The organism is Kitasatospora sp. NPDC003701, assembly GCF_053587085.1.
Window position 1 is genome coordinate 132,586 of sequence record NZ_JBSFNM010000017.1, and the last position, 12,118, is coordinate 144,703.

At 71.0% G+C, this 12,118-nt stretch carries 15 protein-coding genes; 2 read left to right on the forward strand and 13 right to left on the reverse strand.

What is annotated here, in order from left to right; all coding sequences use genetic code 11:
- Window positions 1–14 precede the first annotated feature (14 nt).
- The 13 genes from ACWDRR_RS18720 to ACWDRR_RS18780 all read right to left on the reverse strand — a co-directional run bounded on the left by ACWDRR_RS18720 (window position 15) and on the right by ACWDRR_RS18780 (window position 10,140).
- Complete coding sequence (locus ACWDRR_RS18720) at window positions 15–494, reverse strand: PPC domain-containing DNA-binding protein (protein WP_449773284.1); 480 nt, start codon at window positions 492–494, stop codon at window positions 15–17.
- Entirely contained in the window at window positions 494–1,519 is a 1,026-nt protein-coding gene (locus ACWDRR_RS18725; RefSeq protein WP_449773285.1) for an asparaginase, read from the reverse strand. The genes ACWDRR_RS18720 and ACWDRR_RS18725 overlap by 1 nt, the downstream gene beginning before the upstream one ends.
- Before the next feature lie 42 nt (window positions 1,520–1,561).
- Entirely contained in the window at window positions 1,562–3,100 is a 1,539-nt protein-coding gene (locus ACWDRR_RS18730) for a hypothetical protein (RefSeq protein ID WP_449773286.1), read from the reverse strand.
- 72 nt (window positions 3,101–3,172) lie between these two features.
- Window positions 3,173–3,889 carry a hypothetical protein gene (locus ACWDRR_RS18735; protein WP_449773287.1) on the reverse strand — a complete coding sequence of 239 codons (717 nt, stop codon included), beginning with the start codon at window positions 3,887–3,889 and terminating at the stop codon, window positions 3,173–3,175.
- A gap of 5 nt (window positions 3,890–3,894) precedes the next feature.
- A complete protein-coding gene (locus ACWDRR_RS18740; protein WP_449773288.1) occupies window positions 3,895–4,794 on the reverse strand; it encodes an SAM-dependent methyltransferase in 900 nt (299 codons plus the stop codon).
- Between the two features lie 68 nt (window positions 4,795–4,862).
- Window positions 4,863–5,057, reverse strand: coding sequence for a DUF5999 family protein (locus ACWDRR_RS18745; RefSeq protein ID WP_449773289.1), 195 nt, complete (start codon window positions 5,055–5,057; stop codon window positions 4,863–4,865).
- Between the two features lie 25 nt (window positions 5,058–5,082).
- On the reverse strand, window positions 5,083–5,544 hold the full coding sequence (locus ACWDRR_RS18750; protein ID WP_449773290.1) for a hypothetical protein: 462 nt from the start codon (window positions 5,542–5,544) through the stop codon (window positions 5,083–5,085).
- On the reverse strand, window positions 5,541–6,791 hold the full coding sequence (locus tag ACWDRR_RS18755) for an acyl-CoA dehydrogenase family protein (RefSeq protein ID WP_449773291.1): 1,251 nt from the start codon (window positions 6,789–6,791) through the stop codon (window positions 5,541–5,543). Before ACWDRR_RS18755 ends, ACWDRR_RS18750 begins: the two co-directional genes overlap by 4 nt.
- A gap of 26 nt (window positions 6,792–6,817) precedes the next feature.
- On the reverse strand, window positions 6,818–7,342 hold the full coding sequence (locus ACWDRR_RS18760) for a GAF domain-containing protein (RefSeq protein WP_449773292.1): 525 nt from the start codon (window positions 7,340–7,342) through the stop codon (window positions 6,818–6,820).
- Window positions 7,339–7,902, reverse strand: a complete 564-nt coding sequence (locus ACWDRR_RS18765; RefSeq protein ID WP_449773331.1) for a GTP-binding protein — start codon at window positions 7,900–7,902, stop codon at window positions 7,339–7,341. Before ACWDRR_RS18765 ends, ACWDRR_RS18760 begins: the two co-directional genes overlap by 4 nt.
- 25 nt (window positions 7,903–7,927) lie before the next feature.
- Window positions 7,928–8,311: a DUF742 domain-containing protein gene (locus ACWDRR_RS18770; RefSeq protein ID WP_449773293.1), complete on the reverse strand. Its 384-nt coding sequence runs from the start codon at window positions 8,309–8,311 to the stop codon at window positions 7,928–7,930.
- Between the two features lies 1 nt (window position 8,312).
- The gene (locus ACWDRR_RS18775) at window positions 8,313–8,765 is read right to left on the reverse strand and encodes a roadblock/LC7 domain-containing protein (RefSeq protein ID WP_449773294.1); all 453 of its coding nucleotides are present in this window, start codon (window positions 8,763–8,765) and stop codon (window positions 8,313–8,315) included.
- A gap of 13 nt (window positions 8,766–8,778) precedes the next feature.
- Entirely contained in the window at window positions 8,779–10,140 is a 1,362-nt protein-coding gene (locus ACWDRR_RS18780; RefSeq protein ID WP_449773295.1) for an ATP-binding protein, read from the reverse strand.
- 450 nt (window positions 10,141–10,590) lie between these two features.
- Here ACWDRR_RS18780 and ACWDRR_RS18785 point away from each other — a divergent pair, with 450 nt between their 5' ends.
- A complete protein-coding gene (locus ACWDRR_RS18785; RefSeq protein WP_449773296.1) occupies window positions 10,591–11,079 on the forward strand; it encodes an ATP-binding protein in 489 nt (162 codons plus the stop codon).
- Window positions 11,079–12,101, forward strand: coding sequence for an aldo/keto reductase (locus ACWDRR_RS18790; RefSeq protein ID WP_449773297.1), 1,023 nt, complete (start codon window positions 11,079–11,081; stop codon window positions 12,099–12,101). The genes ACWDRR_RS18785 and ACWDRR_RS18790 overlap by 1 nt, the downstream gene beginning before the upstream one ends.
- The last annotated feature ends 17 nt before the right edge of the window (window positions 12,102–12,118 follow it).

Sequence of the window (12,118 nt, forward strand, 5' to 3'; positions counted from 1 at the left end):
CGCGTCGGAGGAAGTCAAAGGGCCCCGGTGTCGGGGCGCGGCGCGAAGCCCAGCGTCGGGACGGCGTGCAGCCCGCACAGCGGTCGCACCATCCGGGGGGAGAGGACCTCCTGGAGGAACATCTCCTGGATGAACTGCACCTGCGCCCGCAGCAAATGCGACACGCTCCCGGCAGCGGCGAGGTCCTTGCGGCCGACCGCGACATGGATGTGCGGGGCGAGGGCGTCGTTCTCCGGGCTCCAGGCGAGGGTGGCCGCGCCGACGGCCTCCACCGTGTGCAGCACCGTCTCTTCCCAGACGGGAGCTTCCGGGTCCTCCAGTGGGCCGTTCGTCCCCACCAAGGTCACTTGCCGGAACCCGCCGAGGAACATCGGGATGATCGCCTGCCGGATCCCCATCTCGGTGCAGAAGCCGGTCAGCTCCGCGACGAAGTCGTCGCCGTCGTCGAAGGCCAGCGCGAAGTTGCGCCCCATCGTCAGCTCTGCGTGCCGCATCAGCCACGTCCCTCCGGGGTCGTCCCGGCAGGAGCGAAGGCGGCGATGACCGCGCTGCGGTCGGCGCCGCTGCGCAGCAGGACTGTCAGCAGCAGGCGGGCCTTGTAGGGGTCCAGGTGGCCGGCGCCGATCAGGCCCCGGTCCAGGAGGTCCTTCTCCGAGCCGTCGAAGCCGTACGCGTGCGTGAGGGTGGTGCCGCCGCCGGTGCGGGAGGCGAGGACGACCGGGATCCGCTGGGCGGCCTCCTGGAGGACAGGCACCCAGGCGGCGGGTACGTGGCCGACTCCGAAGCCGGCGACGACCATGCCGTCGACCTGTTCGAGGAGCGGCGCCAGCAGGCTGCCGTCGTCGCCGAGGGATGCGGCATACACCCCGACGCGGGCCGGGCGCGCCGTCGCCGAAGGGAGGGGCAGCGGCTTGTGCGCCGGGACGGCAAGGAGTCGAAGGCGGCCTTCGGCCACGGCGCCCAGGGGGCCGGTGTCGGGCGAGGCGAACGCGTTCGTGCTGGTGCTGTGGATCTTGCGGACCCTCGCGGCGTCGAAGACCTGGTCGTTGAAGACGACCAGGACGCCCAGGCCACGGGCCTGAGGGCTCGCCGCGACGGTGACCGAGGCGAGCAGGTTCGCCGGCCCGTCGGCTCCGGCCAGGTAGGGGGCGCGCATCGCGCCCGTGACGATCACCGGCGTCTTGCCCCCGTACAGCAGTCTCAGCAGGAAGGACGTCTCCTCCAGGGTGTCGGTCCCCTGGGTCACGACGAAGCCGTCGAAGGCACCCTGACCGTCCATGGCCCGCAGCTGGCCGGCGAGGTCCTCGATCTCATCGAGCGTCAGGGACGCACCCGGCTTGGCCGTGAACGACTGCGTCTTGACGACGATGCCGGTGGCGGCCAGTTGCGGCACGGCCGCGAGCAGGTCCTCCGCGCTCAGCGTGGGCTTCGCCGCGCCCTCCGCGGTGGTGGGGGTCATCGCGATGGTGCCGCCGAGGCCGATCACGAGCACCGTGGGAGGGGAGCTTGGCTTCGTCAACGCGCAGTCCTCGGATCGGGGGTGGAGCAGGGCGAGTTGAGCCTATCGGCCGTCAGCGAGGCCGCCCAGCCTGCCGAGGAAGCACAGTGTCCGGTCGAGCGCGCTGAGGGTGAGCAGGCGGCTGCGGGGCCGCAGCATGCCGGTGAGCCCCTCCTCGGCCAGGCCCCGGCACCGGCCGGTCAACCAGGTCCAGTCCAGGTCGAGATAGTCGGCCAGCGCCGCGAGCCGTGCCGCTGGCGTCGGCCCGTCGACCAGGCTGTGGGCCCGTGCGTAGCCGATTACCTCCTGATAGGGGGCCACCTCCCGGCGCGCGCTGGTCATGGCGACCCGCCAGACGGACTCCCCACGCACCCAGTTCGCCAGGATGGCCTGGTTGCGGGCCAGGACGAACCCCTCGACCTCCTGGTACTCCTGCTCCGCAGTCAGCCACACCTTGACCCCGTACATCTCCATCATGGCGACCGTGAGGAACAGGAGAATTCGCTCATATGTCTCGCTGGAGCGGACGACGGACTCAGGTACGCAGAACGCGCGACCGAGCGCGCTCCCCGGTCCCGCGAAGCGATCGGCGACGTTCCGCAGGTAGTCGTGCTTGTGCCTGAACAGCAGCCAGGGTGCACATTCCTCCCCGGTGGCTTCGCGGGTCCAGAACGCCGGCACTTCGGGAAGGTCACCGAGATGGCGGACGATGTACTGGGCGCAGAGGTTAGAGCCCAGCCACGCGGCACCGACGGGGGACAGGTCGGGCATCTCGGATCGCGGCGGCGCTGAGTTGCTGATCCTGACGTAGTGCTGAAGCTGCTCGGCGCGGTCGGAGAGCGGGTTGTCGTCCGCCAGCAGTCCGTCGTCCATGACGTGCAGCGCCCATATGACGGCGTAGACCAGGTCGTCCAACTGGTAGGCGGCCGGGACGCGGGGGTCATGGCCCACCGCGAGGTTCTGGCGAGCGAGCGCGGCGTCCATCACGTACAGGCCGGACCCGCCGGCGGCACCGGGGGAGGCCAGAATCACACTCCTGCGCGAGGAGCGGACGAAGGTCTCCAGGTGGGGGAGGTCGTCGGAGCTGATCTCCATGACGTCCCCGCAGGGCCGCGCTTCGTACAGCTGCACACCGACCGAGGTGCCGTCGAAGTGCTTTCCGCCGGTGAGCTCCCAGCTGCCGAAGATGCCGGCGTCCGGGTCGCCGGGAACGTGCCGGGACGTGGGCCAGGTGTAGTCAAGGGTCCGTGCTGCGGTGCGCGTCCTGCGGTCCAGCGGGCGGGGGTGGACGAAGTCACGTACGGGGACGAGCTGGAAGAGGGACTCGACCTTCTTGCCGAAGTAGGTCTCGAGGATGGTGCGCAGGTCTCCGCGGGGGATGTGGGTGCCGGCCAGCCACCGCTTGTAGGTAGCCGGGGAAGGCCGGACCCGAGCGAGGCGCGGCTCTTGTAACGCTTTCGCGGCGTCTTCGGCCATGATCGGCCAGAGGACCCGGAACTTGTTCGGTGAAGCGCAGTTGAGCTCTGGAGCGTCCAGTAGGTGGTTGAGGAGCGGCACGACGGTCCGGGCCCGTGACTCCCGTGACTCCTCCAAGTGAGTCATGTCGTCCATACCTTTCTTCGTGGGTTGACCCGGGTGCGCGGTGCCCCTTCGCCGAAGGGCCATGAATTGGCATCACTGCGCTGGGGAGAAAGCGGGCGGGCCCGGTGGCGCGGGCAGGGTGCTGGGTGTTGCCTCGTCCGCGGAGCGGTCGGGCTGGGGCAGCGGCGGCAGCTCGTCCAGCACGACGGGGTTGCGCAGCTCGGCGACCAGCTGCTGACCGACCATGAAGTCGAGGTCGGGGTGGTGCAGGTCGACCTCTTCCCAGCGCGGGGCGTCACCGGGACGGTGCACGGTGCCACGGACCGAGACGATCTCGACCTCCGGCACCAGCAGCACCAGGCAGTCGAGAGCGAGGCGGCGGCAGTGCCGCTGCGCCTGGTGGGCGTGGCGGAGGCAGAGTGGCGGGTTCGCGGTCCGGATGGCCTGGGGGGCCGTGGTGCGCGGGTCCGGGTGGGCGGGATCGGCCGGTAGGAGCCAGAGCAGGCCGTCGCGCGTGCGGTGTGCGGGGCCGCCTCCCACCAGGCAGCGGGTCCGGGAGTCCATCAGCTCCAGCTGCCGGCCCGGGTGGTGCACCGTCCACAGCGGCGCACCCTGCGGCACGCCGGTCCACGACTCCCACCGCACGCCGTCGACGGAGAGGATGTCCGTTGCGCGGGGCGGGCCTGGGGCGGGCGGAGCCTCTCCCGTCCAGGCGAGGATCAGCGGGACCGGGAGGCCCTGGAACCGCACCGGGTCAGGGCACTGCGACAGCGGGCCGGTGCCGGGTGTATCCGTGGAGAGCATGGACATCGTGTTCACCGTGCCCCTCGGCCCGACGACACCGAGGCGCCCTTGCGGGCGGTAGCCCCATACAAAGAAGCGCCGCGCGGGGCTGCCGGTACAACTGCGGACCCCGAGGGCACGAGGAGGTCGAGTTCGGTGATCCCGTTTCCTTGGAGTTGCCAGTCACCCAGCAGCGACGCGAGGCTCGCTCGGGTCCGGGGGTGGTAGGCGATTCCGGCGCTGCGGTAGATGCACTCCAGGTCCCGGCCGGTCAGGGTGTCGGCGCGGTCGAGTGCCTGGTGGCCGACCACCAGGACGCTGCCAGCGCTGACGAGGTCGTACAGCAGGGCGACGGCCCGGCGCGCCTGCTCGTCGGTGAGTGACAGCAGGATGTCCGCCAGGATCAAAGCGACCGGCCGGTCCAGGTCCAGCACAGCCAGGCTCACCAGCGCGGACGCGAGTGCGGCTGGCGCGGCCAGGTCCTGGTGCAGGTAGCCGATGGCGGCGGGTGCCGGAGCGGTGAGAAGCGCCCTGGCGTGGGCCATCACGCTCACGTCGGTGTCGGCGTACACGATCCGGGCCGCCGGCCGGTGGGCGAGGACGACATCGTGGACCGGCGAGGACGACGGCACGGGGTAGCCGCATCCCAGGACGAGGTACTGGTCGATACCCTGCCGGGCGAGGTCGGCGGCGCTGGCGGCGGCGAACGCCCGGGTCGACCGCGCCACGGCAGCGCTGAGCGGGTCGAGGGCGGTGAGCTGCTCGGCCAGAGCCCGGTCCGGAGCGAGGTGGTCGCCGCCGCCCAGAAGGCTGCTCTGAAGGCGGGCCCACCTGGCTTGGTCGTGTCCGAGTCCGGCGCAGGGGTGACCCTCGTCGTTGGCTGCCTGGTCGCGGCCGATCAGGCTCCAGTGCGGCAGCGGCCTGTCGGGCACCGCCGTGGCGATGCTGCTGCTCGGGCACGAAGCGGAGGCTCGGGTGCCCTGGCGCGCCAGGCCGGCCTTCATGCCGTCACCGAGTCGCTCAGGCGTTGCGGGGCGACGCTACTGCCGTCGGGCAGCAGAGCACCGGTGTCCTCGAAGAGCACGACGCCGTTACACAGCAGGCTCCACCCTTGGTCGGGGTGGGAGTTGATCGCGACGGCGGCCTGGCAGGCCGGGTCGTCGGCCGTCGGGCAGTCGGGGTTGTGCTGGCACATGGAAGGTCTCGATTCTGAGGTCGGTCTACGGCTGCGGGCGCCGTTTTGCCGGGGGCGAGGCGAGCGCCCGAGGGGGCTGCGGTCGTCGTCCAGCCAGGGCCTCGCGCAGGTCGCAGGGGTCGGTGGCGCCGCGCCCGGGCGGGACGGCCCAGTGCACGTCCCGGCCGCTGCGCACATGCCACTGCGGGACTGCGACGACGGTGCCGTGCCGCAGTAACCGCGCGGTGCGCGTCGCCTCCCACGGCTCGTCGAACTGGTCGAGGAGGAAGAAGCAGATCTGGGCGTACGGGTTGGCGATCACCGGACCGATGCCGCCGTCGAGTAGCTGCAGCGCCTGGACGGCGTCCGACTGGTGTACCCGGATCGCCTCCCAGTGCAGGCCAGCAGGCAGGCGGATCGTCCAGACCTGCGGCACCCAGACGGGCGTGCCCACCATCCGACCGGGAGCCGGGAACTGCTCGACGTCGGACCACGCCGGGCGCTTCACCGCAGTGCTCCGTCGGCTGCGGCCAGCGCCAGCGCCTCGGCAGGCTCGGCGGCGGAGGTGGCCCAGGCCCCGTGGGACGCGAGTTGGTCGGCGAATCGCGCGGACCAGTCAGGGTGGCGGCCGGGGCGAAGGAGTCCCTCGGCCAGGCGGTGTGCCTGCACGTCCCCGGTCCCGGCCGGCGGTTCGACGCACCAGCTGTCCCGCATCAGCCGCGCCATCTCGCTGTCGGCGTACAGCGCGTCGGCCGCGTGGATCTCCATTCCTTGGCGCACGGAGTCCAGCAGCAGTGCCACGCTCTCGTGCTTGGAGGCGATCAGCGTGCCGTCGCAGGACTGCCCGCGGTCCAGCAGCGAAGCCGCCTGGTAGACCAGCGCGTTCGCCGCCGCCAGCCGGGCCTGCATCTTGCCGATTTTGTGTTGGACGACGGGCAGGTCGCTCAGCGGTCTGCTGTAGCGCACCCGGCTCTCGGCCTCGGCCACCGCCCGCTCCACGACCGCGCGGTGCAACCCCAACGCGACCGCCGCCAGGTTCGCGCGCCCGTACAGGATGCTGGAGGAGTAGGCGACGGCGAGCCCGTCGCCGACCTCGCCGACGACCGCCGACGACGCCACCTTGACGTTGTCGAACCTGATGGTGCCGAAGCTGAAGCCGTGCAGGCCCAGCCGCGGCTCGTGCGGCTCCAGCGTCACCCCGGGCCGGTCCGCCTCCACCAGGAACGCGGTCAGGCCCCGAGAGCCCGGGCCGGTGCGGACCACGACGCCGTGCACGTTGCCCACGTGGGAGTTGCCGACGAAGCACTTCTGCCCGTTCAGCACGTAGGAGCCGCCGCTGCGCTGGGCGGTGGACTGCATGCCCAGGACGTGGCCGCCGGACCCCGCCTCGGTGACCGCGATCGTGGGCAGCACGCTCCCGTCGGCTATCGCCGGTAGCCAGGTCCGCTGCTGCTCCTCGTTGCCGAACAGGGCGATCTTGGCGACGCCGAGCTGGGACGCCTGGGCGATAGCGCCCGCGGCGGCGCTGACGCGGCTCAGCTCTTCCACGATGATCGTCTTGGCCTCGTGGCCGGCGCCCATCCCGCCCCACTGGGGGTCGATGGTGACGCCTATCCATCCCTGGTCGGCGAGAAGTGACGCGAGTCCGCGGTCCACGGCGCGGTCGCGCTCCATCGCCGCGACCCGGGGGGCCACCTCCTGGGCGGCGAAGTCCGCCACCGTTCGGCGCAGTTGCTCGTGAAGCTCGGTGGTCACCTGCGTACTCCTTCGGTGTGCCGAGGTCAGTGGCTGCGGGCGCGGGCGGCGATCAGCTCGGTAACCTCCGCCTGGAAGGTCTTGATCACGGCCAGGGAATGCTGGCCGGTGGACAGGGGGAGGGCCTGGGTGCCGACGGCACAGACGGTGCCGAGGACGATGCCCGTCTCGGGGTCGGGCAGCGGTGCGCCGACGTAGGTCCGGATGCCGACCCGGTCGACCACCGGGTTGCTGGAGAACCGGGCCCACGCTTGTACGTCGGGCAGCACGAGTGCGCCAGTGCGGTCGAGCAGGGCCGGGCAGTAGCCGTGGTCCACGCGCATCGTGCGGCCGACCTGCGGCATACCGGGCGCGCTGTACAGGCCGACGAACGCCTGGACGTTAGTGATCACGTTGACCATGGCGTACGGCTGGCTGAGCGCGGCGGCGATCCGCCCGGCGACCTCGTCCAGGCCCTGCATCTGTGTCAGGTCCAGGGCGTTGATCCGGCGGATGCGCGCCCCCTGCTCCCTGGTCAGTGCCGGGTCGGGCGGCAACTCGGAGAAAGTCACAGCAGCGCTCCTCGGGAGGGAAGGCGGGATTGGGCGGCGTCCAGCGCGGTGGCAATCAGGGTGATCAGGACATGGGCCGAGGAGGTAGCGTCGCGGGCGTCGAAGAGGACGACAGGCACGGCGTCCGGCAGTTCCATGGCCTGCCGCACGTCCTCTGCGGTGTAGGTGTAAGGGGAGTCAGCGAAGCGGTTCACGCCCACGACGAAGGGGATCTGTCGGCGCTCGAAGTAGTCCAGCGCCGGGAAGGCTTCGGCCAGCCTCCTCGTGTCGGCGAGCACCACGGCGCCGGCTGCGCCGAGGACCAAGTCGTCCCAGCTGAACCAGAACCGCTCCTGGCCCGGCGTCCCGAACAGGTACAGCTCGAACAGGGCCCCGTCGTCGTCGAAGCTCACCTTGCCGAAGTCCATGCCGACGGTCGTGGTCGTCTTGTCCTCCACGCCTGCCAGGCTGTCGGTCTCTGAACTGGCGTAGGTCAACGGCACCTCGGTGGTTAGCGCCTCGATCTCGCTGACCGAGCCGACCATGGTGGTCTTGCCGACGCCGAAGCCACCGGTGATCACGACCTTCAAGACCGTGACCGCGGCCTCAGCCGGCCTGGGAGAACTTGCGTCGTAGCCCAGCAAGGGTGGCCTCCAGCTTCTGCACGTCGGGGCGCGCGGTTTCCAGCGAGGCGACGACCGACAGTCCGCCGGAGTCGATCAGGTCCGAGATGAGTACCTGCGCCACCAGGACCGGCAGCCGGAGCCTGCCGACGACCTCGGCCACCGGCAGCGGCCTGGTGCCGCACAGCTCCAGGAGCCGGAGCTCGGCGGGCGCGCAGTGGGCCAGCACATCGCGGGCGGCGGGCCCGGGGCCGATGAGGGTCTCCAGGCGCATCCGGTGCCGCGGGGCGGTCCGGCCGCCGGTGAGGGCGTACGCGGGGATGATGCCTTCGTCGTCCCGCCGCCACGGCTCGGTGCTGGAGACCATGTCAGCCCGCCACCCGCGCGGGAATGACGAGGTGCGGGGCGATGCTGTTCACGAACTGCTGCGCGGCGTAGGCAACGACACCGGGGTCGGCACCGCTGCTTGTGGCCACGCCGAGGACGCAGCCGGTCACGTCGGCGGTCTCGGCGGAGATCTTCCAGGGCGGCAGCCCCTCCCCGGCAGACATGATCATCACCAGGCTGCCGTCGCCCAGCTCGGTGACGCACTGTCGGCTAGGCCCAGCGATCCCACGAAGGGCTCCGAGTCGACTTGTGGTGTGGAAGGCGCTGGTCGTCAGCGCCGCCCAGTGCGCGCGGTCCGTTTCATCGGTCAGCGTGCAGGCCAGCGGCAGCCCGTCCAGGCTGGTGAAGACGGCGGCCTCGACGCCGGCCGTCGTGCCGACGAAGTTGACCAGCAGCCAGCCCAGGGCCTCGGGGGTGAACTCGGTCACGCTCATGTGTCTCTCTCCATCAACTCTGAGAAGGCTCGGTGGTCTGCAGATCCGCCTGCCGGCTGCCAGCGAGCCAGCTGGCCGCCAGCGCCGTTGAGGCCGAGGGCGGCTTGGTCCCCGGGGTAGCCGGGACGCGTTCGGGCCTCGCCGTCGCAGGCGGCACGCTCGCCCGTACCCGCCGCGGTAGGGGCGGGGCCCCGGAGCCGGTGCGCCCTGGCGGCGCTGCGCTGGCCACGGATGGCTGGACCCTCGGTCCCACCACGGCAGATGGCAGATGGCCAGCCTCGGGCGGCGCCGGCGGCGCCTCCGTGGTCAGGTACCGGCCGGGGACGAAGATCGCGGCTCGCACGCCCGGCGAAGTGGCCTCCAGCGAGACGGTGAGCCCGTGGCTGCGCGCCAGCCGCGCGCTGACCAGCAGGCCGAGCTGTCCTGAGCGCAGCTGCTGGATCGCCGACGGACCCTCCGGCCAAGCCAGGACTCCGTTAAGCCACTCCAGGTGCGCACGTGGCAGGGACAGGCCGCGGTCCTGAACGGTCACCAGCACGCCCTCGGCCACCACCGCGGTATCGACCACGACCGATGACTCGGGCGGGGAGAAGCGAGTCGCGTTGTCCGACAGCTCGGCCACGATCCGCGTCAGAGCCCAGGCCACATGGCCGGGCAGGTACAGCTCCTGGCTCGGTGGGATGTGCTTGACCTGCTGGAATGCATGGATTTCCGCAGATCCGGTGCGCAGGACGGTGGCCAGGGCGGTGCTGCGCGCAAGCCCGCGCGGGACCTGCCCGGCGAGCAGCGCTGCGTTCTCGATCAGGCGCCGCAGCAGTACCGCGCGGTGGTCGACGCCGAACAGTAGATCCAGCAGCTCGGGGTCCTCCACGCCCCGCTCTGCCTCGCTCAGGCCCACCACCGCTTGGTCCACCAGCGGATGCGCCCGCCTGGCCAGCAGCAGCAGCGCCTCCGTCCACGCGGGCAGCTGATCGGCGAGCGCCTGGCTGCGCTGCGTCTCCTGGAGCTCTCCGAGCCGATGCGTTGCGGAAGCGGCCTGGCCATGCCACTGTGCGGCCTTCTCCTGCTCTTCGGCACGCCCCCGAGCCAGAGCCCGGGCGTCGGCGACGATCGCCTCAAGTGCAGCCGCGAAGGCGGTGCCGAGCAGCACGTCATCCGGCGTCGGGTCGAATGGCTCCCTCCACCCGTGCACCAGCGCCGGCAGCCACCCCTCAGCGAGCAGCCGCAGCGCCGCCTCACGGGTGTGCAGTGACTCGGCCCGAGCTGCGACTTGGCCCCGGGTGCGGCGATGCGCCGCGCGTTCACGCAGCCACAGGAGTGCGGCGACGACGGCAGCGGCGGATGACGCAGCGGCTACGATCCCGGTCGTCAGCATCGGCCAGCCCACCCGGCCGCAGGCGGTGCGGAGCGGACGGCGGTGCGCGATGCCGCGGCCACGGCGGACAGCGCGCCGAGAACTTCGTCTATCAGCATCGTGGAAAGTCCCAGGGATTGAAGGAACTCGGTCATGGATCCGCTGCCGCCGAAGGTCGGGGGACGCCCCCGGCGGCAGCGGTGTCACAACCGTTGCCGTGAATCAGCGGCACCACTAGGCCGTGGAGTGGCCACCTGGTGGCCACCTCGCTAGCGCGCACCCCGACAGCACCCCGTCGAATGCACTGTTTATGACGGTTTGTCGCCCCAGGTAGCGCATCCGCCGAAGCGCGAGGTGGCCACCATGTGGCCACCTCGCGGCCTAGTGGTGCCGCCCCGCGGTGCGCCACCGTGGACTTGGGCCGAAGTAGGGCCCGCGCCGCAGGGAGCACCACAGCGCGAGGAGGCGACGATGCCCCCCACCAAAGACATCCCCGGCCTGGTCAACGAGCACAAGCTCGGCGACCTGCTCGACTCCACTGAGATCCGCTTCGCGGACGCGGATCGGCCACCCGCAGTGGCACGCAAGGCCGTGCGGTCGGCCCTCGGCCGGCGGGTGCCCGAGCTCGTCGACGACATCGTGCTGGTCACGGACGAGCTCGTCACCAACGCCGACACGCATGGCGGCGGGTCGGTGGGCCTCATCCTCAGGCTCTACGAGCGGGGAGCTGTCGTGGTGGTCGAAGACCTTTGCGGCAGCATTGAAGAGATCACGGACAACCTGTCGGCCGAGTCCGACGCGGAGGAGCAGCGCGTGGATGCGCTACAGCTGGCGGAAGGTGGCCGCGGCCTCTTCCTCGTCGACGCCTACGCCGCAGGATGGGGCGTGGAGACGGCATCGTCGCCGGGTTCCTCCGGCGTGGCCGTGGTGGCCGTCTTCTCGCTGGGAGCCGCATCCTGATGAGCCTTCAGGTGACGCCCCGGCTGCTCACCTCCCAACTGGCGGTCCATCCGCTAGGGGTCGGCTGTCGGGCCATCGGCGAGAAGCCACGCGGCCGAGCGGTGACCACCGACAAGCAGTGGATGGACGGTATGCGCAGCGCGGTCGAGCGAGGAGCGACGCTGTTCGATACCGCTGACACCTACGGCGACGGCCACGCCGAACGGCTTCTCGGCAGAGTCCTGCAAGAGTCCCGCCGCCAGGGCCTGAATCTGCAGGTCAGCAGCAAGATCGGGCATCGTGGCTCAGCACCGCACCCCTACGCCGGCCCGCATCTGAAGCACCAACTCGAGCAGAGCATGGACAACCTCGGCCTAGACCGCATCGACCTGTACGTACTGCCGACCTTCGACTTCGGCGACAACGACCGGTACCTGGGCCCCGCGATCGAACAGATGCAGACCCTGCACCAGCTCGGTTACATCGGGGCCATCGGCCTTCGCGGGCCGCGCGCCGAGTTGGCTGGTGACCAGATCCTGGAGAACACAGGCCGGTTCCTACAGCTCTTCCGACTGATCAAACCGGACGTCGTCCTCGCCGACTTCAACGCGCTCACTCCGCTGATCGACCTCGACGAGGACGAGGACCTGTTCGCCTTCGCAGCACGCCATGACGCCGGCGTGCTGATCACCGCCCCCTTAGCGGGCGGCTTCCTCACCGGCCGACCCGACCGGGCATCGTCGACGGTGCCCGGTCGGAAGCGAGGCGAGATCCTCCACCGGCTGACGGACCCGCTGCGCCAGCGCCTGGGGGACCGGCCGGGCCTGCTGGCCATGGCCGCGCTGCGCTACTGCCTGAGCCGGGGCCAGCACACCGCGGTCCTAGCCGGCTTCGGTACTCCTGACCACGTCGCCACCAACTTCGACAGCCTCGACCTGGCCTTGAGTGTCGAGGACCTCGACCTGATAGCGGGCATCTACGCCCGGCTGCGCACCGAACTGCCGACCGGGACGCAGGAGGCCCCCGTGGCCACGCCCGTCTGACTCCAGGTGAGGGCAGC

Excerpts from the sequence above, each read along its gene's own strand:
- ACWDRR_RS18735 (WP_449773287.1), bottom strand. The coding sequence starts at position 3,889 with ATGTCCATGCTCTCCACGGATACACCCGGCACCGGCCCGCTGTCGCAG.
- ACWDRR_RS18790 (WP_449773297.1), top strand. The coding sequence starts at position 11,079 with ATGAGCCTTCAGGTGACGCCCCGGCTGCTCACCTCCCAACTGGCGGTC.
- ACWDRR_RS18785 (WP_449773296.1), top strand. The coding sequence starts at position 10,591 with ATGCCCCCCACCAAAGACATCCCCGGCCTGGTCAACGAGCACAAGCTC.
- ACWDRR_RS18780 (WP_449773295.1), bottom strand. The coding sequence starts at position 10,140 with ATGCTGACGACCGGGATCGTAGCCGCTGCGTCATCCGCCGCTGCCGTC.
- ACWDRR_RS18775 (WP_449773294.1), bottom strand. The coding sequence starts at position 8,765 with ATGAGCGTGACCGAGTTCACCCCCGAGGCCCTGGGCTGGCTGCTGGTC.
- ACWDRR_RS18730 (WP_449773286.1), bottom strand. The coding sequence starts at position 3,100 with ATGACTCACTTGGAGGAGTCACGGGAGTCACGGGCCCGGACCGTCGTG.
- ACWDRR_RS18720 (WP_449773284.1), bottom strand. The coding sequence starts at position 494 with ATGCGGCACGCAGAGCTGACGATGGGGCGCAACTTCGCGCTGGCCTTC.
- ACWDRR_RS18745 (WP_449773289.1), bottom strand. The coding sequence starts at position 5,057 with ATGTGCCAGCACAACCCCGACTGCCCGACGGCCGACGACCCGGCCTGC.
- ACWDRR_RS18770 (WP_449773293.1), bottom strand. The coding sequence starts at position 8,311 with ATGGTCTCCAGCACCGAGCCGTGGCGGCGGGACGACGAAGGCATCATC.